This is a genomic window from Microcoleus sp. bin38.metabat.b11b12b14.051, assembly GCF_013299165.1.
In the GTDB taxonomy this organism is placed as follows: domain Bacteria; phylum Cyanobacteriota; class Cyanobacteriia; order Cyanobacteriales; family Microcoleaceae; genus Microcoleus.
This window is the reverse complement of the sequence record NZ_JAAFKD010000014.1, coordinates 158,583-184,754: the sequence shown is the minus strand read 5'-3', so window position 1 is coordinate 184,754 and position 26,172 is coordinate 158,583. Positions and strand designations below refer to the sequence as shown.

The following is a 26,172-nucleotide window of genomic DNA, read 5'->3' as shown; positions in this document are numbered from 1 at the left end:
TCCTTCTTCCTTCTTCCTTCTTCCTTCTTCCTTCTTCCTTCTTCCTTCTTCCTTCTTCCTTCTTCCTTCTTCCTTCTTCCTTCTTCCTTCTTCCTTCTTCCTTCTTCCTTCTTCCTTCTTCCTTCTTTTAGCACATATCAATCATGTTAAAAAAAATCTGGTTAACTTGTCGGCGCAGTTGTGGCCGGGGGATTTATTTGTTGCTGTCGGTGATTGTGGCTGCGGGTATCTGCGTGATTTCGCCAGAACCTACTCAAGCATTTTCGTTACCGGAATTGATTTTTCGGGGGATTCAAGTTATTCAACTGTCGAATTTGTCCGATCGCCAAGAGGTGACAGTTGGCCGACAAATCAACCAGCAGTTGACACGCCAGGAAGTGAAAATTTACGGCGATCGCGCTGCTACAGTATATATCAACCGCATCGGTCAGCGGCTGGCCGGGGAAAGCGATCGCCCGAATATTCCTTATACTTTTCAGGTGATTGACAACGACGATATTAATGCTTTTGCGACGATGGGCGGTTTTGTTTATGTAAATAAGGGTTTGATGGCGGCGGCGGATAACGAGGCGCAATTAGCAAGCGTCATCGCCCACGAAATCGGACATATTAGCGCCCGCCACTCGATTAAACAAATGCGTCAAATGGCGATCGCCTCTGGTGTAGCTTCAGCGGCTGGGCTCGATGGTTCTCGGGCGGTGCAGATTGGGGTGGAATTGGCTTTGCGCCGCCCCCACAGCCGCCAAGCTGAATATGAGGCCGATCAGTTGGGTTTGCAAACAATGGGGCGATCGGGCTACGCTCAATCTGGGATGGTTGATTTTATGAAAAAGTTGCTGAGTCAGCCTTCAGTGCCGAGCATTTTGAGCACTCACCCAGCTACTAGCGATCGAATTGCTGCGATTTCCCAGGCTGTAGATCCGGATCTAGCAAGCGGCGAAGGTTTGAACGATCGCGATTATCAGCTAGAAATGCGCCGGCTGTTGCGATCGTAACTCCGGCGGTTAGCCGCTATTCTCTTCTCTTTTCTTACTTCGCGCATGAAAGCGTCTTCGCGGTTCATTTAAAAATAAATCAGGTTGATAGGGTGCGTTAGCGGTGGTTGAGTTGCATTCAAGGGCGAACTCAAGCTGACGCATCCCCAACCCGTAAAGCAGTCGATCGATATGAAGCATACCCCGCCTAGGACGCGGCAATGCCGTTTCCTTGCAGTATTTCATCGATTTAAAACTGCTACATAGAAGCTTCCTGTTGAACAACAGAGCCGATCTGAGGTTTCGGAGGAGGAATTTGCGGCTTCACTTGTCTGACAACTTCATCAAACGGCAAAATTCGCACTTGATTGTTAAACACATTTACTTGATAAACTCTGCGATAACTGAGGTCAAATCCAGTCAGCCAGCCGCTTTTTGGATGATAAGCGCCCGTGTCAATATCCAACCACCCTTGGCCCCTGACTAATTCACCAGGCCTCACGCCCTCAAAGGTAAAGGTGATCGTGTGGCCGGTGATAATTAATTTATTGGGAAAATACGGTTTTGGTATTGTGTGAAATTCCTTGCGAATCCAGCACAATTGTTCGATCGACTGTTCGTTAATTGGCATTGTGGGATGGACGCCCGCGTGCACCAGCCAGATATCCCCTAAGTCTAAGTACGTAGGGAGCGATCGCAGCCAATCTAAGTGTTTGTACGGCATCATCCCTGTATCCCTGTAGCTGGCGACAGTCGCATCCCCACCGCTGTACAGCCAAGATTGCCACGCCCGCATATCCACCTGCGGCCCCGACAAAGCTTCTAACATCAGTTGTTCGTGGTTTCCCAGCAAAGTTTGGTAGGGGCTTTGCTGCACAAAATCTAATACCTGGGCGCTTTTGGGCCCGCGATCGATTAAATCTCCCAAAAAATAGACGCGATCGTCCGAGCTCGGGGCTAGTGCCTCTAGCAAAAGCATTAACCCGTCGTAATGTCCGTGTACGTCCCCGATAACAATGCGCCGGTGATCCACTGTATTTATCCGCTTCCCTGGCTCAAAACTTTAATTACTAGCTGAGAGCATATGATTTTCCTGCTATTCTCTCCCTTCTTTTGCAGAGGAGGGGTGTCACCCATTATACTGCTTTAGATAAAGATTCAGTAAAGCTCGCCAATATCTATTTGCCTAGCTACAGATAGCAACACAGGCAAGCTGTTAAGCGAGATTCTGCAACTGCTGTTACTGATGCACCCTAAAGTACGATCGCGCCTTAACTGCTGTCACTGAGTCAAAGCTTTCAAGAATGTCTGGAGCTCTGCCAAAAAACCTTTCTTTTTTAGCGGTTTTGTAGGTGCGGTGGAGTCTGGATCTGCGCTTCCCATAGCTTTAGCTAAAATCCGCTCTAAATCGTCTCCGACGGGTTTTTGGGCAGTTTCCGAAATCAATTCGTATTCGTCGTTTGTTTCCAGCCAGACTTGCCACGGTTGCGGGTAGCAGCGGAATAAAGCAGCACTGTCTAGGGGTCTGATGTAGTAGCAGGATTCGATTTTGCTCAGGAATCGATCGCGCAATTGACGACCTGCATAACCTATACCTATGGTAGCAACATCTTCGAGGCGCGGGTTGAGCAGGATCACAGGGCGGCCTGCCGCAGCTATGTAAAGTTTTTCAACTTGCGCCACTTCTACGGCTGCGGGATTGATCAGCAAAAACAGGTTATCTTCCGGTGCTATTTTATCTTCAACAGGAGTGCGGCTGCTGCCCAAATCAGTCACTTTAAACGGTGTTTCTCCCCAGTCGCGGCGGGCGAGGGCGGCCGCACCGGTATCTGGAAAAAAGACTTTAATTCCCGAAAAGTTTGCCTCTAATTCTGGGATAAACTGTTGGGTAATCGACTGTGCTTGCAGTGCGATTTCGGGAAATACTAATTCGACTTGCAGCAGATTTTTGCCATCCGAGAGGGCGGCGGCGGTTGCAATGCGAGATTGGGCGATCGCATCGTTGATATCCTTGGGCAGTTGTGTCATTATTATGATTATTTTACTCGACTTCTCTCAATCGAATTTTACCGTAATAAGCTCGATCGGCACTGACATTATCTGTTAAGAAATAATCAAATTATGATTTGGGTGATGCTCAGGGTTCGCCCCAAAATCCAATTTAAATGTGCCGCCGCTTAAGTTACAAAAGCTAACACAGACACGGGTGAGCCGGAACCTCCCAAAAGGCGCAATATGCCGATCGCCAAAGTGAAGTCAGCCGCAGGTAACAAATGCAGATTTGCCAGATTTTCCAGCACAATTCGCTGCTGTTGCAATATTAGTTTGTTAACGGCAAAACTTTCATCTTGTCCCGGATCGACTCCGTGGGTGTCGGTTCCAATTCCGCCAATCGAGCGCTCTTCTAGCAAAAATTGAGTTGCTGCTCTGCCAAATCCGGGAAAGTGGCAAATCCCGCGTTCGTCGGGATTGAAGAATGCTTGTGGGTCATCCCATTTTGCTTGCCAGCCAGTATACAATAAAACGAGATTTCCGGGTTCTATAAGTTGGTGCTGCTGTTCCCAATTTAATATATCATCTATAGTTAAACTGTAGTCGGGATTGGCAAGAGATTGCGATCGAATGTCGATCGCAATTGCGGGCGAAACTAGCGACTGTGGCGCACGAGAGTCAACACTCGCCCCTGCGGGATCGAAGCTGTTGGGTGCGTTGATGTGAGTGCCGCTGTGTTCTCCCATTGAGAATTTTCGCAGGAAATAGCCGTTTTTTTCTATTTGAGATACGGTTTCAAATTCTGGGGCTGGATCTCCGGGCCAGATGGGAATGTTTGGATGAATTGCATGGCTTAAGTCTATAATGTCGCGGTAGGCGATCGTTTTTAAATTGTTTGATTTGAAGTTGTTGGTCATCGACACAAAAATTCATGTTATTTTAATGATACGGTGCGTCAGCGATTAGTCGATCGCTCGACTCGAAAATTATTCGAGCTGACGCACCCTACAATAGTCGCGTTGTTTTAATAATGATACGGTGCGTCAGCCATTAGTCTAGCGCTCGACTCGAAAATTATTCGAGCTGAGGCACCCTACAATAGTCGCGTTGTTTTAATAATGATACGGTGCGTCAGCCATTAGTCTAGCGCTCGTATCGAAAATTATTCGAGCTGAGGCACCCTACAATAGTCGCGTTGTTTTAATAATGATACGGTGCGTCAGCCATTAGTCTAGCGCTCGTATCGAAAATTATTCGAGCTGACGCACCCTACAATAGTCGCGTTGTTTTAATAATGATACGGTGCGTCAGCCATTAGTCTAGCGCTCGTATCGAAAATTATTCGAGCTGACGCACCCTACAATAGTCGCGTTGTTTTAATGGTAGGGTGCGTCAGCCATTAGTCTAGCGCTCGTATCGAAAATTATTCGAGCTGACGCACCCTACAATAGTCGCGTTGTTTTAATAATGATACGGTGCGTCAGCCATTAGTCTAGCGCTCGACTCGAAAATTATTCGAGCTGACGCACCCTACAATCTACAATCCGAGCAATCTAAAATCTAAAATCTAAAATCTAAAATCGATTCATTGGTAATCCGATCGAGCGTAGAGAGCATCACGTCCTTTGTTTGCCCGGAAACACTATACACCAAAGCCTCTCGATAAACTCTGCCGGCCGGGTGCAGGGTACCGTTAGCCGCACCGCTGGAAACTACAACAGCAGCGTGCCCGCAGCGCACTGCTAAATCAATAGCTTCGGCTCTGAGGGCTAATTGTTCGGCTTTTGAGCTATGTTGAGATTGTAGGAAGTGCTGTTTTAGCCGATCGAGCTTTTGTTCTAATTTTTGGCAAGCCGCCGCAATCACAGGCGAGTTTTTAGCAGCCACCGTTGCTGCGATTGCATCCAATCCCGCTCGAATACAACCAAAAGTAGCCGGCACAAAGTTTAAGATATTTTTGCTATCATTTTCAGCTATCCATCCAACAGGTTTAATCGAAATTATTTCCGATTCCTGCAACAACCAATTATCGAGAGTTGCTGTCACAGTATTAGTCGAGTTCATTGCGATTAATTGCATAACTTCGCTAACAGCTATTTTGCCGGATAGCAACTCTAAATCAGTTGTGGGATGGGCATCTTGCCCGTCCTCTATTCTAGCCTGAACCACATTCATAACTGATTTATTGTCACCGTATTCTTGTTGAATATTGCTCAAAGGTAACAAACCAAAAACAGCGCGATTGTCGGGAAGTACAGCAGCGACAACAAACTTTTCAAACAAGCCAAAACCTGTGATCCAAGGAACATTACCCGACAGTAAATAGCCATCTTTTGCCGGAGTTGCGGTGACAGCCGGATTGCCCGATCGCCTTAAATGCGAAAACCCAACACCCAAGCGTAACTCTTTTTGGGCGATCGCGCGCAGGTATCTGGTTTTTAGCATTTCATTGTCGCTGCTAGCCAGCATCGCTGTTGCGCTGTGGTGCTGAGTTTGCAGGAAACACAAAGCGCCGGAATATCGCGCCGTCAATTCCTGATATTCGTGATAAAACTGCGGTGGAATGTCGGCGCCGCCCCAGTTTTGGGGAACTCGCAGCGCTAAGAGCGATCGATTTTCCAATCCTGTAAGTGCTATTTTCAGCGCTTCCGAGTCGCTATCAATAATTTCCGCGCGGGGTGCGACGCACTCTTTTAGATAAGTTTCTGTGCTCTCCAAAACATCTTGAAAACTCATTTTTTATGATGATTTTATAGAATACTGGGCGGTTGAAACCGCGTCTATACAAACACTCACGCACCTCCGTGGGTTGAAGACAAGACGATTAAAATTACTTTATTTTATTCAGTCTGCGGAGGCAGACTTCGTTTTTGTAGACGCGGTTTCAACCGCCGTCTTGTCTTTGGGAATGCGGGCAGAAAAACCCGCCCCAAAACCAACTTATTCCCAGACTTTCCAAGGAGCCTTTCCTTCATCCCAAAGTTCGTTTAAATACTTATATTCCCGATAAGTATCCATCGCAAAAAAGAAGCCATCATGACGGTAAGCCATCAACTGTCCGTCTGCTGCCAAACGCTGCATCGGCTCCTGTTCTAAAACACAGTCATCTCCATCCAAATACTCAAATATCTTGCGGTTGAATATGATATATCCAACACTAATCCAGCCGTCTATTTGAGGTTTTTCGGCAAATTCTCGTACTTGACCCTCGTTGTCTACATCCAAAATTCCAAAACGAGAAATCGGGCGAAAAGTAGTAACAGTTGCCAGCTTACCGTGGGACTTGTGAAACTCGATCAATTCCTGAATATTGACATCAGCTACTCCATCGCCGTAAGTGACCATGAAATTATCGTTATCGATATATTTTTCGATGCGTTTTACCCGCCCTCCCGTCAAGCTTTCGGCGCCAGTTTCAGCCAAAGTTACATGAAAATCTTGCTCGCGATGTTCCTGGTGATAGGTAATGCTATTTTTGCGCCCCAGACAGATAGTAAAGTCATTGTTCATGGCTTCATAATTCAGGAAATACTCTTTGATCATGTTGCCGCGATAGCCCAAGCACACAATGAAGTTTGAGAAGCCATAGTGGGCATAGGTTTTCATGATGTGCCAAAGAATCGGACGCCCGCCGACATCAACTAGAGGTTTGGGGCGAAATTCTGTTTCTTCTCTGAGACGAGTACCAAGACCGCCAGCCAGGATAACTACTTGCATTTTTTCAAATTTCTCAAGATTATCAATTAATCTATCATCAATTCTCGGGAATTTGTTCAAAGAATTATTAACTAAATTTAATATTAAGTGAAGCTTTGTAAAGTGTCAAACTCGTAGATTTTTATCAATAAATATGACCTGGCACTGTGCGTCGCATAGGGGAAACCGCGCAATTCTTAAATAACTAATGCTAAAGTAGGAAACAGACAAAAATAGCAGACAACTATACTGAAGACAAGAAATAGCAATGAAAACTCAAGTCGATCGCCTAAAAAAATTTTTAGCCGTCCTGTGCGCGATCGCCTCAATAACAATCTTATTCCACTCCGCAATACCGGGTGTTTACGCTGTTGTTGCGGGCAAATCGTCAAATATACCACAAAGCACAGTAGCTTTTGTGCCTAGGATACCGGGCGGCGGATTGGACGTTCACGAAGCCGCAGGAGGGCACACTTTAGAAAGACACGTTGGTAAAACAGAAGCAGAACTAGCACAGCGACTCGCCAAGGACAAGAGAATTTCTGCCGCATCTTCGTTTACTGACCGTTCCCTGGCTGAAGCGGCGATTTCCGAAGCCATGAGTCAAAAACAAAGTGCGATCGACTCCTGGGTTAAAAGAGGAGGCAATCGTTATACGATCGACTACAACACCAACCGCACAATTGGGATTAGTCTGCGCCGCCGCGAATCCAAAGCAACTTCAGCATCTCGGCTGAAAATTATCCTCCAGCGCAGCCCCAAATTACCTCCCGGATACTTTATTCTCACCGCTTATCCCCAATGATCGATCGATTTCCTCATTTAACCCAATTTTTGGGCTCTTACTTTCACCAAGATTGGCCGCTAGAAGCTGACACTCCCAGCGATGCAGTCAACAACTACCTCAACAGCGAACCACCCGAAAGTATTGAAGCTGCATCGCAAGAACTTCGCAAATTGCTAGAAATGCCGATCGCCCCAGCCGACTTAGAAACATTCGTCCTCGATGAATTAGGCTGTTACTATGACCCAACATCGGACAATCAAACCGTCAGAGAGTGGCTGGAATCAGTACAACAATCTTTGAATAATCCCAGCTAAACTTTCAGGACTTACGCAAAGAAACCGGGTTTCTCTGAAAAATATTGGTTGATCAACTAGAAATCTACGAGAAACCCGGTTTCTGGCCTTGGTGTGCGTAAGTCCTGACTTTGTAGATTTTTACACAATAGAGAAATCTCGCTTTTGAGCGAAACACGATCAGGGGATCGTCGTGGATTAGCGGTTGACTTCTAGCGGTATTGTCCCCCTTTTTTTTAGGGTACTAAGGGAAATCTACGGCTTAATCGTCAGCAAATAACCTTCATGAACTTTGAAATTAGGAATAACATAAGTCAAATTATTTCCCACAACCGAAATACTTTCTTCTTTCACCACAACCAGCTTTTGCACGGGGGCTTCTAGATTGTTGGGAATCTTCTCTAATTTCAGAGTAACTTTTTGACCGCTTGGAATACCTAGGTACTGCAAATTTGCCAGATTCAAAGTAACTGTTGTTGCTGAGGAATAATTGCTATCGAAATAACCCAGCAGCACCTGTGCTTTACCTTCAGGATTTGACTTGCTGGCTAAAGCAACTAGGCGATCGTTATCCGATCGGCTCAGCACCCGCGAATTTACTCCGTCAGCATAAGCCTTGTAAGCCCACCAAGCAGCCCTCGGCTCAAAAGTATTAGGCGCAACCATCCCTGTCAGCGTGTTGTTGAAGCAATTGGTAACTTTTGGAGCTGCTGTTGTATCCCAACAAGCTCTGCAAGCACCATCAGCTTTTGCATACTCCAAGTTAGACAAATAACCTAAAATTTCCCCCGGCTGGTACTGTGCTAATTCCCCAACAATTTCGTTGACATAAATTTTTTGCAGTTTCAGTTCCCGATAAAAAGGACTTTGCTGAAAATTGCGTTTTGCATCGATTACGTGGTCGTCAATAAATAATATTATTGTATCATTGAGTTCGTGCCAAGCTAGGAAATTTACTTCTAGTTTGTTCGCTTTGCAGTAATCCAAAAATTCCGTAAGGTATTCTTTGTTGTAAGTGCTGATACTCGGCCCGCCAATCATGGCTGACGGCCCCAATTCTTCCCGCAAGATTCTGTAAGCTCTTTTGTAGGTTTCAAAGAATTGTTGTCTGCTTCCCTTCCAAAACGGATTTTTTAAATCTGGTTCGTTCCAGATATCCCAAATAATTTTTTTGCCTTTGTTTTGCTGGGCTAATTGTCGGATGAAGGCTTCCCACTCGGGATAATTTTGATAGGGCCAGCCTTTGGGATTGCTGCCGTAGCCCCACAAGTCGCTAACTAATAGTTGAAATTCGGCTCCGCTGGCGATTACTCGATCGTAAACATCGAGTCTTCCCGCGCGCCACAGCTTCGGCTGCAAGGGTTTGATCGAGCTATCCGGGGGCTTTGTGGGGTCGATGCCGTGCAAGATGCCGCTCATGGACGTGACAGCGGTGGCTGGCTGTCGAAAATCGACTATCACGTTCGATCGCAATTGGGCGATCGCCCTTGGCTGCCCAAAATACGCGATTAACAGCACAGTTACCGCAGCCAAGCAAATTGGCAGCAGCTTATGAATAGGTTTGAACTTGAATGTGAATTGCATATTGTATTTCTTGGCTAAGGTTTGTAGTGAGGACTTCAGTCCGCTCCCAAATATTTATTGCAGATTGTATTTCTGGCTAAGGTTCGTAGTGAGGACTTCAGTCCGCTCCCAAATATTTATTGTAGATTGTATTTCTGGGCTAAGGTTCGTAGTGAGGACTTCAGTCCGCTTCCAAATATTAGACAAGATTGCAAAAATAGCTAGGAACAGGCTCTCCGGCCTGTTCCACAATTTTTTTTATGTGAAACAGGCCGGAGAGCCTGTTCCAAAATTTGATTAAAAGGACTTTTGCAATCTTGTCTATTGTAGGAAATCCGGACTAAAGTCCGCAGGATCAAACCGATTTGTAGGAAGCTAAAATCCAATAAATCTAACAAACAGACAAAGCAAATTCCAAACCCTGAATCGAGGCGATTAATTCTTGCCACTCGGCGGAATGAGTGAGCGAGTAAGTATCAAGTTTAACGCCCTTTTCTGATGATAGCATCACAAAATTTGTGACCCAACTCAAAATAGTTTCCGTTGTAAACAGCGGCGTGCATTTCCAAGATAACTGCAACTTATCCACCATCCCAGCCATATCTCCGCGATCGAAAGCTTGCCACGCCTGCCATACTAGATAGTAGTAGTAGAGCATACTGTCAACTTGCTGGAGCAGCTTTTGGGCTTTCGGGGCGATCGCAAATTTATCTCGATTGCTGCTCACAGATAACACTTGTGCGATGACTTCTGCATATTCCCCAAGCATCCGTTCTTCCTTGAACATTTCTGCCGCCCGCTGTTTGCAAGCTTGTCCTGCAAGTCTCCGCAATTCTGGATTTTGCGCCCACAGCTCCACAGTTTCTGCTAACTCCCGTGCTGTTTGTTGGGGGTAAACTTTGGGATCGGCGATTAACTTTCCGGTGTCTCCCAACTCCTCGGGAATGCCGCTGACTGCTGTAGCAATTACGGGCAATTCTTTCGCCATTGCTTCCATGATTGCGAGCGGCATTCCTTCTGCTTCGGAACATAAAATAAAGATGTCGCTGGCGTCCAACCAATCGGCAATATCCCACCGCTGGCCCAAGAATTTAACTTGTTCGGCGACTCCCAATTGACTGACGGTCGATCGCAATTCCGGCTCCATGTTATCGTGAGTAGTGGCACCCGGGCCGGCCCAAACAAAGTATAGCTGCGGCCAAATGGAAGTATTTTTCAGTTGGGCGATCGCCTGCAATTGATACTGATATCCTTTAATTGGAGTCAGTCTCGCCGCCGTGAAACAAACCACAGCATCTTCGGGGATGCCTTGTTCTTGGCGTAGGCGCTGGCGGTTTGACAGATTGGGCGGCTCAAAATAACTGTCTGGCCTGCCGTAATAAATCACCTTTCCCCGTTCCAGAGGTGTTTTAAACAAAGTCTTGAACAAGTTTAAGTTCTCGTGGGAAACAGCGATCGCAGCCTTAGCTAAACCGTACTGGTAGGACACTGCATCGAAGTAGGGAATCTGATCGCCGCGGTTGAAAGTTTGATAAGTGCGATCGATATAACCGAGAGTGATTACATAAGGTATGTTTTGTTTGATCGCAACTTGTTTCGCTGCAAAATTCGCCAGCGGCCAGCCGTCACTAAATATAATTAAATCAGGTTTAGCTTGCGCGTATATTTTTTCAGCATCCGTACAATTGTAAGCAATTCGCAAAAACTCTTTCATTGTATCGAACTCCAGCCAAATATGCTCGATACCTAGCTGCTGCTGTTCGGCAATTAAAGGATTAGAAGTTCTAGTTTGCACGCTAGTAACGCGGTAGCCGTCAGTTGCTAACTTGCACAGCAGCGAGTGGTTGAACTGCGCTAAACCGCCGATTCCGTGGTCTTCTGCGTACAGCAGTACGTGTCCTGCAAGCTTGCGGTAATTTGAACTAGGCGCAGATTTAAATTGATAGATATTGTTGGCAGCCTCTACCACTATGTTTTGCCATTCTGGTAAATTGGTTAAGGCATAAGCATCAAAGTTACTGCCGTATTCTTCCGAAGCCACTCGAAAATTTTCCAACCATTTAAATACTGTTTCCGTGCCAGTAAAAGGAGTATAGTACAGAGATTTTTGCAAGCACTCGACCATCTCGGCTAAATATCCGTCGCGGTACATCCGCCACGCTATCCACACTAAGCATTTGTAGCGTTCTGCCTTTTTTAGTCTGCGAATGCGATCGGGCAAATCTGGTCTAGCGAAAAACTGCTCCATCACAGTTTCCATACTTTTCATCACTTTTTGCCCGCCGGACATCAAATTTCGATCGTGCTGCCGGTAGCAGGTTAATATCTCTTTCAACCAAACACATTTGCACCCTTTCAAACCCAAACGCAAAGCAAAATCTAAATCTTCGGTGGGCGGAAAGCGAGGGTCAAAACCGCCCAGACGTTCCCACCACTCGCGCCGCAGCATCATGGCGCTGGGCCGCACAGTTTTGTAGACAACAAATGTTTCTAAATCTAAGTTGGGTGTGGCTTCCCAAGGCATCGCTGCACAGATATCTCTGCCATGTTCATCAACCATCAACCAGCCGTTTTGCACCATCCCTAAAGAGGGGAATTCTTCAAAACAAGCAATTTGTTTGGCGAGTTTTTCTGGCAGGAAAAAGTCGTCAGCATCGAGAAAAGCTATAAATTCGCCTTTGGCCAGTTCGCACCCGCGATTTCTAGCTATTGCAGCTCCTTTGTTTTCTTGATATACATAGTTAATTACATCGCGGTAAGGCTCTAAAAATTGTCTCGTATTGTCTGTAGAACCGTCGTCTACGACAATAACTTCCCAGTCTTGGTAAGTTTGGTTGACAACGCTATCCACGGCTCTGCTAATGTAGCGATCGCAGTTGTACGCCGGGATAACTACGCTGACTCGCGGTGTTTTTGAGGGAAGTATGTTAGTCATTATTTTTTTCCATTGTGATAAGTTTCGTAAGGATTCAAAGTCGATTGTGATTCCGTAAGTTTCAGCAATAGCAGTCAGACGTTTTAGCCAATCGGTGATTGTTTGTCTAGCAGGATAAGGACTGTAAGAGAAAGATTTCTGGTAAAATTCAACCGCCTCAACTGGATAGTTACTATAGTACAATTGCCACGCCATCCACGTCAATGCTTCGTAAAAAGCTGGCTTTTCTAATTCGCGGATGTGCTGCGGCAAATCTGGTTTTGCGAAAAATTGCTGTTTTAAGGCAATAAAAAGATTTGCTTGTTTCAAGGCTTTTTTTATAGATACATTTTGGTCGTGCTGGCGGTAGGATACTGTGATTTGAGGCAGCCAAGCTGCTTCGCAACCCAACACTGCCAAACGCAGCATTAAATCTGAATCGTCTACTGAATCAAACTCTGAATTAAATCCGCCTGCTATTTCTAGCCACTGGCGCGCAAACATCATGGCGCTGGGAAGTACGGGCATTTGTACTACCCAAGTTTCTAAATCTAATTTCGGGAAATACTCCCAAGGTTTTATATTTGAAATTATCTCGCCTTGCTGGTTGACTATGCGCCAGCCGCTGTTGACAATTCCTAAGGATGGTTGCTGGCGAAATAGGGCTATTTGTGCTGCTAGTTTATCTGGAAAAAAGAAGTCGTCTTGATCTAAAAAAGCTATGAATTCGCCTTTGGCTTCCTGAATTCCTCGGTTGCGCGCGGCCGCGACTCCTCGATTTTCCTGATGTATGTAGCGAATTTTGTCAAGATAAGGCTGCAATACTTGGTGGGTGCTATCTGTCGAACCGTCGTCTACAACGATAATTTCGCAATCTGTAAAGGTTTGCCCTAGAGCGCTTTCTACGGCTTGTACAATGTAGCGAGATCCGTTGTATGCTGGTATAATTACGCTGACTTGTGGTATCTGATTCGCTGCTGACATTATTTACCTCGCTGTTAAGAAGAAGGAAGAAGGAAGAAGGAAGAAGGAAGAAGGAAGAGGGAAGAGGGAAGAAGGAAGAGGGAAGAGGGAAGAAGGAAGAGGGAAGAAGGAAGAGGGAAGAGGGAAGAAGGAAGAAGGCATGACAGAGTTCGCGATCGGGTAAAAATAAGGAAGAAGATATACACAGCAAGCTCGATCGCGAGCTGCATTTTGCGTTTTTTTACGTGGATTTATTTAACTGATTGCTATCTTAGTTTATTCTAAATTGGTTGGTGCTGAAATTCTGTTAAATTAACTTAAAGTTCGATCGCACAAATCTAGTGCAGGCGATCGGGTATTCACAGCTACGGAGATGTCTGTGTGCGAGGCCAGGAGCGGACAAGTTTTGTTCTCAAGTTATACTGAAAATTATTACTAAACAGGAACGCGAAAAGTGAGCTCAGAAACAGCAGCCGTTGATTTACAGAAACAAGCAGAAATTTATTTGGCAACAGGAAAATTGGATGAGGCGATCGCCCTAGGTACCGATTTTTTGGCATCCCACCCGGATTCGGCCGAGACGTGCAAAACTTTGGGAAAGGCGCTGCAAGCTCAGGGTAAGCTAGAAGACGCGCGCTACTGGTATAAAGTTGCGATCGCCCAGAAACCAGATTTTGCTGAAGCTTATGCTAACCTCGGCACGCTCTGCGCTAGTTTGCAACAATGGCAAGAGGCGATCGCCTGTTACCAAAAAGCTATCTCCCTACAACCAGACTTTGCAGGATTTTACCGCAATTTGAGCCGGATATTTACCGAAGTCGGTCAAGCCGAGGAAGCCACAGATTGCTGGTATCAAGCACTGATGGTGGAACCGAGCGAAATAGCGGAAGAATATCTCGATCTTGGCAATAAGTTGCTGGCACAAAACAAGCCAGAAAAAGCGATGGTTTGTTACCACCGCACGATTTATTTAAACTCCAGCTTTTGCGAGGCTTATTGCCAATTAGCGGCCGCAGCTAGCGAGTTAAAACAGTGGGATGAAGCTATTGTCAACTACCGCAAAGCTATTAAACTCCAGCCGGATATCTCCGAGTTCTATTACAAATTAGGCAATGTTTTGCAAGCGCAGGAACTCTGGCGCGAAGCCGAGGCAGCTTACCGCGAAAGTATTGAATTAAATCCGAATTCTTTTTGGTCTTATTCAAATTTAGGCGCAGTTTTGCTGAAGTTAGAGCAATGGCACGAAGCTCTGATCGTCTACCGCACTGCTGTTGAAATTAACCCGGAATTTTCTTGGTCTTACTACAGCATCGGCGAAGCTTGCAGTCAACTAAAACAATGGGGAGAAGCTGCGGCAGCCTACCAGCAGGCTGTTGACTTAGATCCCAATTGTTCTGGCTCTTTTCATAAGTTGGGAGATGCACTTTTTCAACTACAAAAATTCCCGGAAGCTGCCACAGCCTACCAGCGAGCGATCGAACTCAATCCTGATTTTTTTTGGTCTCACTATAATTTAGCTTTAACTCAAGTTAAAATTGAGGATTGGTTGGCAGCAACCTTCGCCTACCAGCGGGCGATCGAACTCAATCCTGATTTTTCTTGGACTTACCACAACTTAGGAGAAGCACTGTTAAAAACCCAGCAGTGGAAAGCCGCAGCTACCGCTTATCAGCGTGCTATTGAACTCAACCCCAATCTTTCTTGGTCTTATTACAATTTAGGCGATGCTTTGACTCAGATACACGACTGGAACGAGGCTGTTTCTGCTTACCTTTGCGCGCTGCAAATTCAGCCGGATCTCCCCAATATCTACACCAAGTTAGGCGATGCTCTGATCAAAAGAGTTCCAGCAGGTTTAAACGCTGCCACCAGCTACTATCACCACGCATTGCAGCCGCTGCAAGCCCCTGAATTTTACTGCGAAATTGGTCAAAAATTTGCCGAGAGCGATCGGCTCGATGCAGCCAGTGTTTTGTACTTGATGGCTTTAGAAATTCGCCCCGAAGATGCAGCAATATCCGGGAAATTGGCGGATATTTTGGAGAAAAAGCACTCATCGGGCGATCTCCGTATATTATTAGAGCTGGAGGCTGAGGATATTCGCGATCGCTACCTGGCTCGAGTCGTCAAAAATCGCACTTTTGCAGAAGTCGGTGGATTGTGGGGAACAGTCAACGAAAAAGTATCCGTGGCCAACAAATACGGTGCCGTTTCTCTAACAATGATTGATGTTACACCCGCAGCAGCAGAATTTTGGCAAGATTTTCGCGCACGTATGGCAAGTTTAAATATTGCTAATTATAATTGTATCAGTCGCGATCTAACTGAGATTCAGCTTTCCGAAATTGGCGAGCCTTACGGTGTCGTCCACTGTGCAGGAGTTTTGTACCATCATCCCCACCCTTTGCAAATCTTAACTAGCTTGCGTCAAATCACTGGGGAGTATTTAATCTTAACTTCAGCTATTACCCAAGAACTTATAGAAAACGAGCGGGGACGTTATCAAATTCCAGCTTCTGGGGTAATATTCATTCCCGCTTTGGGCGAAGCAGAACGAGCTATCTTAACAGCTTACTGGCAGCAATACACCCACGGCACACCAATTTTTGGACTGCTTCAGAAAGCAGTTTTTGACATCAATGACTTTGGGCCGTGGTGGTGGCTGCCTACAGCTTCTGCTTTAGAATCTATGTGCAAAGTAGCTGGATTTAAGGTTTTAGATAAAGGATTGACTTGGCACAATAATGCTCTGACTCTCCTATTGCAGGTTTGAATACTTGCCAACAAAAAACAACAGCACTTCCCAAAAACTAACGGCGGGCGAACAGGTTTATGAGCTAAACAATATTTTTTTTTCGCCCAAATTACAGTATTTTTTTGTGTTAGCCCACAATAAAATATAGCAACCTCAAAAAATACTGCATAAGTTATTAATTACTGAAACTGCCTAAGAATTCATTCTTCCATCGATTACATCTACTTGCATCATTGGCAATCCTTACTCTAACTAATTTTGAAATCGGCAAATAATCAATGAAGACTCAACCAGAAGAGACACCCTTAGGAAACATTTTAGTAGTAGATGATACTCCAGAAAACCTGCGTCTGTTGTCTACGATGTTGACTCATCGGGGGTATGCACCCCGCTGCGTTATTAACGGTCAAATGGCTCTGAGAGCTTGCAATTCTAATCCGCCTGATTTGATTTTGCTCGATATCATGATGCCGGAAATGAACGGCTACGAAGTCTGCCAACACCTGAAATCGGAACCTAAAACTCGCGAAATTCCGGTAATTTTTATCAGCGCTAAAGATGAATTATTCGATAAAGTAAACGCCTTTGCTGTGGGAGCAGTTGACTACATCAGCAAGCCATTTCAGTTTGAAGAAGTTCTCGCCCGCATCGAAAGTCACCTCACCCTGCGGAAGTTACAAAAGCAGCTAAAAGAACAAAATGTGCTGCTTCAAGAAGAAATTACCAGCCGCTTGGCTGTTGAAAAAACTCTTCATGAAAAAAACCAAATTCTGGAACTAGAAATCAGCAACCGCCTCGCCGTTGAAAAAGCCCTCCAAGAACAAAATTTGCTCCTCCAACAAGAGATATCGCACCGCCAGCGCGCCGAATCTGCTCTCTTAAAATCTAACCAAGAATTGGCGCGTTCTAATGCGGAGCTAGAACAATTTGCTTATGTGGCTTCTCACGACTTGCAAGCGCCTTTAGCAACCATTGCTAGCTACGCTCAACTTTTAGAAAAACGCTACAAAGACCAACTGGACAGCCAAGCTATTAAGTTTATTAGCAATATCGTTCTCGGCTGCACCAGAATGCAAACTTTAATTGACGATTTGCTCGAATATTCGCGACTTGGCCGCAGCCGGCAACCTTTTCAACTGACAAATTGCAATCATGTAGTGCAGCAAGCAATCGCTAACCTGCAAGGGGCAATCGGCGGCACTCAAGCAGTTATTATTTACAGCGAACTGCCAGCGGTAATGGGAGATGTTTCTCAGCTCGTGCAGCTCTTTCAAAATTTACTCGGTAATGCAATTAAATATCGCCAAGATGCACCGCCGGAAGTGCATATTATAGCTTGCAAACAGGAAGAAAATTGGTTATTTTCTGTCTCTGACAATGGCATTGGCATTGCTCCGCAGCATCAAGAACGCATCTTTCAAATTTTCCAGCGCTTGCACACTCAAAGAGAATATTCTGGGACAGGCATTGGTTTAGCAATTTGTCAAAAGATTGTGGAACGTCACGGTGGAAGTATTTGGGTAGAATCGGAATCGGGTCGAGGTTCAACTTTTTATTTTACTCTCCCTTAATTGATACATTATGCAGGCACTTATCTAGAAAGCTGAAGGCAGCGTAAGCTGAATTAAATTATATATATAAAGCTATAATCTGGAAATTAGAAGGTAGAAGTTAATCCGATTTTATATTGGCGATTTTTAATTAAACAATTAAAGAGTTGGACATTACCCGCCCAAAAACTGATGCTTGCTTTCCAACAGCAAGCGCAACCAGTCCGATTTTGATAATCCTGTTCAAACCCCGACATATATCTGTGCAGTAAATCTCTGATCGTTCAATTTTTGAATCTAAAATCGACTGAGTTATGGCGCTTGGGGTTGAGAGCTTGCGTGCTGTTGCATTCTTTTTTTGAAATTGTAGAAATTACCAGTTAGAATAAAAAAAACATCGCGTTGACAGCGGAGTTGGTTTGTGATATAGTCATAAGTCTTAAACAAAGCTTTTGTAGCAAGCGCTCGCACCGCAATCTCACCGCCGACGTATGTGGCCGACGTAGGTGTATGTGCAATTTAATAACTGCCTCGGAAATCTCAGGTAAAATCCAAGTTAGTTTGATAAAAAATTGATTAATAACTATTATGAAAGCAGTTTTTAACTTAGCTGTGCCTCCTACCTGCTTTAAAGTTCTGTTAGTAGAAGACAACTCTCAAGAAGCTGAGCTGATTGAAGATTTGCTCTCAGGAATTAGCGGCCAACAACGTATATTGGTGACGAAGGCAGAGCGGCTTAGCGAAGCGCAGCAGCGATTGAATCTAGAAACTTTTGACATAATTTTATTAGACCTTTCACTGCCAGATAGTCTGGGAATCGAGACGGTGGCTCGGGTACAAGAGTACGCGCTCAATGTGCCGATCGTAGTTTTGACCGCCCAAAACGACCAAGAGCTTGCCCTGCGGTTGATTTCGGTGGGCGTACAGGATTATTTAGTTAAAAGAAAAATCGACGGCGAACTGTTAGTTCGATCGCTCCGTTACGCCATAGAACGGCAGAACAGTCAAGATGCTTTGCGTAAAAGCGAAGAAAAATATCGCTCGGTGGTGGAAAATTCCCTGATCGGAATTGCCATCGTCGCTCCAATTATTGACCCCGGTATTCCGGAAAACTGCAATTGGATAGAAGTTAACGATGCGCTGTGCGATTTGCTAGGTTACGATCGCAACGAACTCGTACAAAAGCATTGGCTGGAGTTGACTCATCCAGAGGATTTTGATGCCAATTTTGAACAAATTTCTGAAATTTTAGCAGGTAAGACCGACGGTTACATCTGTGATAAAAGGTGGGTCAAAAAAGACGGTGAAATAGTTTACACGCGAGTTTCGCTGCGCTGCATCCGCGGTATGGACGGGTCGATCGACCGGATGATTGAAGTAGTGTTAGATGTGAGCGATCGCTACCGCTACGAAGCGCAGCTCAAAGCCTCAGAAGAATTTTTAAACCACACCATAAATTCTACTCCAGACCCGATTTTTGTTAAAGACGAGCAGCACCGCTGGATCGTATTAAATGACGCTTTTTGTGAGTTTATCGGTCACTCGCGAGCCGAACTAATCGGCAAATCTGATTATGACTTTTTTCCGAAATCAGAAGCGGCTGTTTTTTGGCTCAAAGATGAAGAAGTATTGAGAAATGGTATCAGCTTAGAAACCGAAGAAAATTTCACAAACAAGGCGGGGAAAGAACACATTATTTCTACCAAAAAAAGCGGATTTCCAAGAGCAGATGGCAGTAAAGTAATAGTAGGCACAATTAGAGATATTACCGAATACAGGCGGCAGCAAAGAGCCTTGGAACAAAGCGAAGCTCGCTTTCAAAAATTGGTAGCTAACTTGCCGGGAATAATTTATCAATTTCAAATGTCAGCAACTGGACAAATGTCTTTCCCCTACGTCTCTTCAGGCAGCCGCCAACTCTACGAATTAGAGCCGGAAGCAATAGAGCAAAATGCGGAACTACTTTTCGGCGGAATTCACCCAGACGATCGCTTAGATTTAGAAGCCTCGATCGCAATTTCCGCCACTACTCTGGAACCTTGGCAGCAGCAGTGGCGCCAGATTTTGCGATCGGGAAAAGTTAAGTGGTTGCAAGGATCGTCGAGACCGGAAAGGCTCAATGATTCGAGTAAATCAGGGAGCGCAGGCGATATTATCTGGGACGGTTTAGTGATGGATATCACTGAGTTGAAGCAGGCACAAACAGAGCGCGATCGCTTTTTTACGATTTCCTTAGACTTGCTTTGTATTGTCGGTTTCGACGGCTATTTTAAACGTTTAAACCAGGCTTGGTCAAATACCCTAGGTTACAGCAGCGCCGAACTGCTCGCCAAACCAATAATCGAATTTATTCATCCCGACGACCGACCAGCCACCGCAGCCGAACTCGAAAAACTAATCGCCGGTACGTCCAGTATCTGCTTTGAAAACCGCTATATTTGCAAAGATGGTTCTTACAAATGGTTGCTGTGGACGGCATCGCCCTTTAGCGAAGAAGGTTTAATTTATGCGGTTGGTCACGATATTACTTCTCGCAAACAAGCAGAGTCGGAACTTCAGCGACAAGCAGTCGCTATGGCTGCTGCTTATGACGGCATCGCTATTTTTAACGATGCTCAAGAATGTATTTATTCAAACGAGGCTTATCAAAAAATGTACGGCTTGGCTAGTGCTAGCGAACTGCATGGCAATCAATGGCACATGCTCTACCGCGATGCAGAAAATCAATATATTGAACGAGAAGTAATGCCGCTAGTCCAGGAAAAAGGGTACTGCAATATAGAAGTGACTGGCCTGCGCCGCGACGGTACTGTGTTCCCTCAAGAATTATCGCTGACAATGCTTGCCGGCGGTGAGATTATTTCGATCGTCCGCGATATCACCAAAAGAAAACAAGCGGAATCGGCACTGCAATTGAGCCAGCGACGGTATCAAACTTTGGCAGAAGCATCGCCGGTTTGCATATTTCACAGCGATGCGTTTGGTAATTGTCTTTATGTCAATCAGCGGTGGAGCGAAATCACCGGATTAAATTCAGATTTGGCAGTCGAAACAGGCTGGATGAATGCCATACATCCCGATGATGCGGAGCGGGTAAAAAATGAATGGTATCGAGCAATTATTGACCGAATTCCTTTTAAATCAGAATACCGCTTTCTGCGTCCAGACGATCGCGTAATTTGGGTCATCGGTCAGGCGATCGCGGAAATTGGAGATAAGCAGGAAATTAAAGGCTATATCGGCAGTATTACTGATATTAGCGATCGCAAAAAAGCCGAATTAGATTTACTGCGGGTGACTCAAGCCGTAGAAAGCACCAGCGACGCGATCGGCATTGCTGACTTGACAGGGCGATCGATCTACCACAATCAAGCGTTTGTTCAGCGGTACGGCTACACAGCAGAACAACTGAATACAGCAGGCGGAGCAGCGACGATTTACCCGCAAACCCAAGTGCTGTTAGAAATGTTTAAGACGATCCGAAAAGGCAAATCTTGGCAAGGCGAACTCAAAATCAAAACTCTAAGCAACGAACTGGTAACAACTTTATTTCGTGCCGACTGCATTAAAGATGAAACTGGTAATTTAATCGGGCTAGTAGGAGTAATTACCGATATCACAGATCGCAAACAAGCCGAGATGGCGCTGCTGCAACAATTAAGGCGAGAACGCCTGGTAGTTGCCATGCTCGATCGCATTCGCTCCTCCCTCAACTTAGAAGAAGTCCTCACCGCTGCTGTCGAACAAGTGCGGCTATTCTTGCAAACAGACCGCACAGTTATTTACCGCTTTAATCCCGATTGGAGCGGCCTTGTAGTTGTAGAATCAGTCGCAAAAAATCTAACTTCCCTGCAAAATCTTAACAATTTCGATCCCTGTTTTAGAGATGGATTTGTAGAGATTTACCAGCAAGGGTGTATTCGAGCTATAGAAGATATTTACTGTGAAGGGCTGAGCGAATGCCACATTAAATTTCTCGAACAATTACAAGTGAAAGCTAACTTAGTAGTGCCGATTCTCAAAGCACGAGAAAGCATTTCCTATGACCGACCCACCGTAGAAAATCAGCTCTGGGGACTGCTGATCGCCCACGATTGCAGCGGCCCCCGTTCCTGGGATTCCTCAGAAATAGAATCCCTGCGTCAATTGTGCGTCCAATTGGCGATCGCGATCCAGCAATCGACCCTATTTCAACAAGCACAAACCGAAATTGCCGATCGCAAACAAGCAGAAGCCGCCCTACAATTAGCCGCATTAGCAGCAGAAACTGCCAACCGCGCCAAAAGCGAATTTCTCGCCAACATGAGCCACGAACTGCGTACACCTTTAAACGGCGTTTTAGGTTACGCTCAAATCATTAAAATCGACAAACACTTAAACTCTGAACACCAAGAAAGTCTCAGCAACATTCAACAGTGTGGCGAACACCTGCTGATGTTAATTGACGATGTTTTAGACCTTTCCAAAATCGAAGCCAGGAAAATGGAACTCTACCCGGAAGAGTTAAATTTTCAAAATTTCACGAAAAACATTGCCAACCTCTTTCAGATGCGGGCAGATCAAAAAGGAATTTATTTCAAGTACGAAGAAGTATCTCCCCTGCCTAGCTGCGTCAGTTTAGATCAAAAAAGATTGCGCCAAATTTTGATAAATTTACTCAGCAATGCCGTTAAATTTACTAACAGCGGCGGAGTTACTTTCAAAGTCGGCTACGTCGGCACAGAAGCCTGGAGTCGAAGCCGAGGAGAACATTATGAATTCTCGCTTTTAAGTGCGGAAATGAAAGAAAATTATCTGCGATTTTCTCATAACAAGCTGACCGAAAAAAATACTTTAAAAATTCGCTTTCAGGTAGAAGATAGTGGCATAGGAATAGATCAAAGCAAGTTAGATGAAATATTTTTACCATTCCATCAAGTAGGAGGCAATACATTTGTTGAAGGTACGGGTTTAGGACTATCAATCAGTCAGAAATTAGCGAAACTGATGGGCAGCGAAATTCGCGTTAGCAGCACTTTTGGTAAAGGCAGCACTTTCTGGGTGGATTTAGAATTGCCCGCAGCGAAACGGTACTTAGAGGTGTCTACTTTGCGGGAAAAACGCTGGATTGTCGGTTTTGTAGGCAACAAGCGGAAAGTGCTAATAGTGGACGACAATCCACTAAATCGCGATTTGTTGTGCAGGCTACTAAAACGTTTGGGCTTTGAAATTTCCGAGGCTCAAAACGGTCAAGAATGCCTCTCCAAAGCAGTAGAGTTTCAACCGGATGTAATTATAATGGACTTGCGGATGCCTGTAATGGATGGCTTAGAAACTGCAAGGAGATTGCGGAAGTTGTCGGCATTAAAAGATGTGGTGTTAATCGCTCTGTCAGCTAGCGTTTTTGAGGCTACGCAGCAAGAGAGCCTCCTTGCAGGATGTAATGATTTTCTTCCCAAGCCGATCGAAGCCAATCACTTTTTGGAACAGTTGCGCGTGCATTTGGGACTAGAATGGATTTATGAGGAATCTTCGGACAGCACACAGCGGACAACTCAAAGTTTGTCACCAGCATCTAATTTTCCTGCTTATTCTTCTCTGTTACCTGCGGCCGCTGAATCGATAGCTAAACTTTTGAAACTCGCAGCTATGGGCGATATTGAAGAAATTTTTGAGGAAAGTACAAAACTGGAGATTTTGGAGCAAAAATTAGTGCCGTTTATCTATCGGCTGCGCCAACTTGCTAAGGGATTTCAGCTCAAACAAATTCGGAATATTTTAAAGCAATATATTGAGGGGAACTAATATCATGTCCGAACAGGGAAATGCTAATAATATTGGTTTGTAGTGAGGACTTTAGTCCTCAGATGGAAGGACTAAAGTCCTCACTACAAACCCGATCGGTTATTTTAACTGCTCAGAATTTGCATCTTTTGAGCGCAGCGTCTAGCGAAGCATCAAAATTATAGCCCCGTTCCACTGTAGGGAAATGGCCGGCTGGAGGTTTGGTAAAGTTTGGTTCTTTTCCCGGTTTGTAATCCATGCGTTTGATTTGCGGGTTATATGTCCATTCGATCGCCCATTCGCCCGATCGACTTTGCCATCCCACCTCATCGTACATTTTGCGGTAATCCCCGAGAGCTCTGAGCACGCCCTGCTGCGCGGTAAAGCCAAATAAGCCGTTGCTGGCGCTACTCCACAGTCGATCGACCGTTTGCAAATCTTTACAAGGCAGCAACTCCATTTCTTCTTTAGGAATCATCCCCACCGCTCGGGCTTTCGGGCCCGCCGCCTCTAACAAGCGCTCGTAAGTTTCTCTATCCGCGGCTCTCCAGTTTTTCTGCGCCAAATTATCCCGGAGTTTCCTATAGTCTACACCGCGATCGCTCTCCAGCGGAACTTGATTTAATTCTTGGGTCGTCTCCCCCGATTGCTGCGGTATTTCTGCACTTCCCCCACTGCTGGAAGAAACCGGCGCTACAGAAGCTGCTGGGTTATTTGACTGCATTCTCATACCCAGCCAAACTACTGCTCCAGCAAGGCTAAATAGCCCCAAAACGATGAATAAAGTTAGGATCAAAGCTGGTCTGTTATTCTTTGCCATAGTTTTCTGTGTTTCGTTCCCATCCCTTATACCCGTTTTTTATAACTGTATGTGCTGTAACAACTCGCCTGATAAAACAATATTTTTCACGGGCAATCTCAATTTAGCACCGTCCAACTGAAAAATGGAGCCGATGTTGTAATTCTTTAACAATCACACCGCTAAGGCTGTTGCTAGCATTTGTGGAAAATGTGACTTCAATCTAACAACCAACCAAATAAATCTCCAACAGTCACCCCCCAATGCAACGGCTGTTAAATGCCAGATATCTTTGGGACAGCAGAGATTTTGAGCAGCGCCTGCTGTGGGTCAATCTCACCAGAAAGAATTGGTTTAAAGCCAGAACCCCTGAAGGCGAGAAATTAAAATCAGACTATTCATTACTCCAATCCTCTTCCTTCTAGGTAGAGGTAGAGGTAGCTGTCAACTGTCAACTGTCAACTGTCAACTGTCAACTGAATGAAGGTGTTTTGTACTATTTAAAACAAGAATTTTATGGTAAACTCAAGTAAAAAGTAGCCTTCGATCCGCAGACTCAAGTCCCAGGGTTTCTGGCTATTTTTTGACAATAGAGTTTTTGAGAGAGTTGGGATTGAAATTACTTTGCCTCAGTAACGGCCACGGAGAAGACGCGATCGCCCTTCGCATCTTGCGGGAACTGCAACAGCACCCGCATCCCCCAGAAATAGCCGTATTTCCGCTAGTGGGCGAAGGGCAAGCTTTCGCTCAACTAGAAAACGCCCGCATCATCGGCCCGGTGCAGCGGATGCCTTCGGGCGGCTTTATTTACATGGACGGAAAGGAATTTTTGCGCGATGTCAAAGGTGGCCTGCTTCAGTTGACCCTAGCTCAGTTTAAAGCCATCCGCGCTTGGGTGCGATCGCCACAACAATCTGAAAATCAAGACGCGGTAATCTTAGCCTGCGGGGATATCGTACCCCTGCTGTTTGCTTGGCTGGGCGGCGCGCCCTATGCCTTTCTGGGTACAGCCAAGTCGGAGTATCACCTCCGCGATGAGGAGGGGCTTCTAGCTCGCAAATCCCGCCCCTGGGCTTGGAAGATTTGGTCGCGATCGGTTTATTTCCCTTGGGAGCGCTGGTTGATGACGAGAAAAGCCTGTAAAGCCGTTTTTGTCCGGGACGCCCTCACCGCCGAGACTCTACAAAAGCTGGGAATTCCCGCCTACAATCTCGGAAATCCCATGATGGACGGACTCGAACCGGAAAACCCCGCCCGTTTTTACGGCCCTGATGCAGAGTTTCGGGAAAGGTCGCGATCGCTCGTTATCACCTTACTGCCGGGTTCGCGAGCGCCGGAAGCCTATGCTAATTGGCTGCTAATAGTAGAGGCTGTCGCCGGAATCTTGTCGCTGTTTGCCGATCGCAAACTGTTATTTTTCGGAGCGATTTCCCCTCAGTTAAACTTAGAAGCTTTGCGACCTAGTTTAGAATTTTTCGGCTGGCGTCAAGACGGCGAAACTAGAACGCAGCGGCGAGAAGGAAGTATTTTGCGACCTGCTGTTTCTAGCGCTCAAGAAATTCAAAAAGCATCTCCTAATTTATTATTGCCCTTGACTTTTGTGCAGAGAAAAGCCACAATGATTTTAACTCAGCAAAGTTTTAACGATTGTTTGTCCGAAGCCGATTTAGCGATCGCCACGGCCGGAACCGCTACAGAACAATTTGTTGGTTTAGGAAAACCCGCGATCGCCATTCCCGGAAACGGCCCGCAATTTACTCCCACTTTTGCCCAAGCTCAAAGTCGTCTCTTAGGCCCGTCATTAATTTTAGTCAAACATCCCGCCGAAGTTGCCGGCACTATCCAGTCTTTGCTCCGCGATCCCGACAGGTTGCAGCTAATCGCTGAAAATGGCTGGCGCCGCATGGGAGCAAGCGGTGCATCAGCCCGAATAGCCGAGTGTTTAATTCAACTGTTCGGCGAATCCAACGATTCTTAATTGTCTCCAATACATTCAGGACGCAACAATATTATGTTGCTACCCAATTATTTTTAATTCTGTTTTCTTTAAAAAAAATCTGGTTAGCTAATTACTAACTTTCGTTGTTCGATCTTTCGGAATGCGTATCCTTTGATTGGGAATG

Annotated in this window: 16 protein-coding genes; 8 read left to right on the top strand and 8 right to left on the bottom strand. The window is 45.5% G+C overall.

The features are described 5' to 3' along the window. Nucleotides 1–143: 143 nt before the first annotated feature. A complete protein-coding gene (locus QZW47_RS16835) occupies nt 144–995 on the top strand; it encodes a M48 family metallopeptidase (protein WP_293128833.1) in 852 nt (283 codons plus the stop codon). Between the two features lie 238 nt (nt 996–1,233). On the opposite strand, the gene QZW47_RS16830 is transcribed toward QZW47_RS16835, so the two are convergent. From QZW47_RS16830 to rfbF, 5 genes are all read right to left on the bottom strand, one after another. Further along, nucleotides 1,234–2,007: a metallophosphoesterase family protein gene (locus QZW47_RS16830; RefSeq protein WP_293128831.1), complete on the bottom strand. Its 774-nt coding sequence runs from the start codon at nt 2,005–2,007 to the stop codon at nt 1,234–1,236. A gap of 248 nt (nt 2,008–2,255) precedes the next feature. Further along, entirely contained in the window at nt 2,256–3,002 is a 747-nt protein-coding gene (locus QZW47_RS16825; protein WP_293128829.1) for a DUF1995 family protein, read from the bottom strand. 149 nt (nt 3,003–3,151) lie between these two features. Then, nucleotides 3,152–3,883 (bottom strand): cyclase family protein, encoded by a 732-nt coding sequence (locus QZW47_RS16820; protein ID WP_293128827.1) that lies wholly within the window; start codon nt 3,881–3,883, stop codon nt 3,152–3,154. Between the two features lie 643 nt (nt 3,884–4,526). Next, entirely contained in the window at nt 4,527–5,702 is a 1,176-nt protein-coding gene (locus QZW47_RS16815; RefSeq protein WP_293128825.1) for an acyl-CoA dehydrogenase family protein, read from the bottom strand. A 204-nt stretch (nt 5,703–5,906) separates the two neighbouring features. Continuing rightward, entirely contained in the window at nt 5,907–6,683 is a 777-nt protein-coding gene (gene rfbF / locus QZW47_RS16810) for a glucose-1-phosphate cytidylyltransferase (protein WP_293128823.1), read from the bottom strand. 247 nt (nt 6,684–6,930) lie between these two features. Between rfbF and QZW47_RS16805 the strand changes: the two genes are divergently transcribed. Both QZW47_RS16805 and QZW47_RS16800 read left to right on the top strand, forming a co-directional pair. Then, nucleotides 6,931–7,467, top strand: a complete 537-nt coding sequence (locus QZW47_RS16805) for an RNase A-like domain-containing protein (protein WP_293128821.1) — start codon at nt 6,931–6,933, stop codon at nt 7,465–7,467. Beyond that, a complete protein-coding gene (locus tag QZW47_RS16800) occupies nt 7,464–7,763 on the top strand; it encodes a contact-dependent growth inhibition system immunity protein (RefSeq protein ID WP_293128819.1) in 300 nt (99 codons plus the stop codon). The genes QZW47_RS16805 and QZW47_RS16800 overlap by 4 nt, the downstream gene beginning before the upstream one ends. Nucleotides 7,764–7,997: 234 nt before the next feature. On the opposite strand, the gene QZW47_RS16795 is transcribed toward QZW47_RS16800, so the two are convergent. Together QZW47_RS16795 and QZW47_RS16790 are read right to left on the bottom strand one after the other, a co-directional pair. Further along, nucleotides 7,998–9,326 (bottom strand): beta-xylosidase, encoded by a 1,329-nt coding sequence (locus QZW47_RS16795; RefSeq protein ID WP_293128817.1) that lies wholly within the window; start codon nt 9,324–9,326, stop codon nt 7,998–8,000. Between the two features lie 370 nt (nt 9,327–9,696). Beyond that, a complete protein-coding gene (locus QZW47_RS16790; RefSeq protein WP_293128815.1) occupies nt 9,697–13,203 on the bottom strand; it encodes a glycosyltransferase in 3,507 nt (1,168 codons plus the stop codon). On the opposite strand from QZW47_RS16790, the gene QZW47_RS16785 reads away from it, so the two are divergent. The 4 genes from QZW47_RS16785 (at nt 13,179) to QZW47_RS16770 (ending at nt 23,271) form a co-directional block, all read left to right on the top strand. Further along, nucleotides 13,179–13,346 (top strand): hypothetical protein, encoded by a 168-nt coding sequence (locus QZW47_RS16785; protein ID WP_293128813.1) that lies wholly within the window; start codon nt 13,179–13,181, stop codon nt 13,344–13,346. The two genes, QZW47_RS16790 and QZW47_RS16785, sit on opposite strands and share 25 nt — an antisense overlap. Before the next feature lie 290 nt (nt 13,347–13,636). Further along, nucleotides 13,637–15,955, top strand: a complete 2,319-nt coding sequence (locus tag QZW47_RS16780; protein ID WP_293128811.1) for a tetratricopeptide repeat protein — start codon at nt 13,637–13,639, stop codon at nt 15,953–15,955. A gap of 260 nt (nt 15,956–16,215) precedes the next feature. Further along, nucleotides 16,216–17,508, top strand: coding sequence for an ATP-binding protein (locus QZW47_RS16775; protein WP_293128809.1), 1,293 nt, complete (start codon nt 16,216–16,218; stop codon nt 17,506–17,508). Nucleotides 17,509–18,075: 567 nt separating this feature from the next. After that, a complete protein-coding gene (locus tag QZW47_RS16770; protein WP_293128807.1) occupies nt 18,076–23,271 on the top strand; it encodes a PAS domain S-box protein in 5,196 nt (1,731 codons plus the stop codon). 112 nt (nt 23,272–23,383) lie between these two features. Here the strand turns inward: QZW47_RS16770 and QZW47_RS16765 are convergent, their stop codons facing one another. Beyond that, on the bottom strand, nt 23,384–24,070 hold the full coding sequence (locus tag QZW47_RS16765) for a GUN4 domain-containing protein (protein ID WP_293128805.1): 687 nt from the start codon (nt 24,068–24,070) through the stop codon (nt 23,384–23,386). A gap of 592 nt (nt 24,071–24,662) precedes the next feature. Between QZW47_RS16765 and QZW47_RS16760 the strand changes: the two genes are divergently transcribed. Next, nucleotides 24,663–26,027, top strand: coding sequence for a lipid-A-disaccharide synthase-related protein (locus QZW47_RS16760; protein WP_293128803.1), 1,365 nt, complete (start codon nt 24,663–24,665; stop codon nt 26,025–26,027). Nucleotides 26,028–26,172 lie beyond the last annotated feature (145 nt).

Bases quoted from the DNA above. Each gene is read 5' to 3' on its own strand.
- QZW47_RS16835 (WP_293128833.1), top strand. From the start codon at position 144: ATGTTAAAAAAAATCTGGTTAACTTGTCGGCGCAGTTGTGGCCGGGGG.
- QZW47_RS16825 (WP_293128829.1), bottom strand. From the start codon at position 3,002: ATGACACAACTGCCCAAGGATATCAACGATGCGATCGCCCAATCTCGC.
- QZW47_RS16820 (WP_293128827.1), bottom strand. From the start codon at position 3,883: ATGACCAACAACTTCAAATCAAACAATTTAAAAACGATCGCCTACCGC.
- QZW47_RS16815 (WP_293128825.1), bottom strand. From the start codon at position 5,702: ATGAGTTTTCAAGATGTTTTGGAGAGCACAGAAACTTATCTAAAAGAG.
- rfbF (WP_293128823.1), bottom strand. From the start codon at position 6,683: ATGCAAGTAGTTATCCTGGCTGGCGGTCTTGGTACTCGTCTCAGAGAA.
- QZW47_RS16805 (WP_293128821.1), top strand. From the start codon at position 6,931: ATGAAAACTCAAGTCGATCGCCTAAAAAAATTTTTAGCCGTCCTGTGC.
- QZW47_RS16800 (WP_293128819.1), top strand. From the start codon at position 7,464: ATGATCGATCGATTTCCTCATTTAACCCAATTTTTGGGCTCTTACTTT.
- QZW47_RS16795 (WP_293128817.1), bottom strand. From the start codon at position 9,326: ATGCAATTCACATTCAAGTTCAAACCTATTCATAAGCTGCTGCCAATT.
- QZW47_RS16790 (WP_293128815.1), bottom strand. From the start codon at position 13,203: ATGTCAGCAGCGAATCAGATACCACAAGTCAGCGTAATTATACCAGCA.
- QZW47_RS16775 (WP_293128809.1), top strand. From the start codon at position 16,216: ATGAAGACTCAACCAGAAGAGACACCCTTAGGAAACATTTTAGTAGTA.
- QZW47_RS16770 (WP_293128807.1), top strand. From the start codon at position 18,076: ATGAAAGCAGTTTTTAACTTAGCTGTGCCTCCTACCTGCTTTAAAGTT.
- QZW47_RS16765 (WP_293128805.1), bottom strand. From the start codon at position 24,070: ATGGCAAAGAATAACAGACCAGCTTTGATCCTAACTTTATTCATCGTT.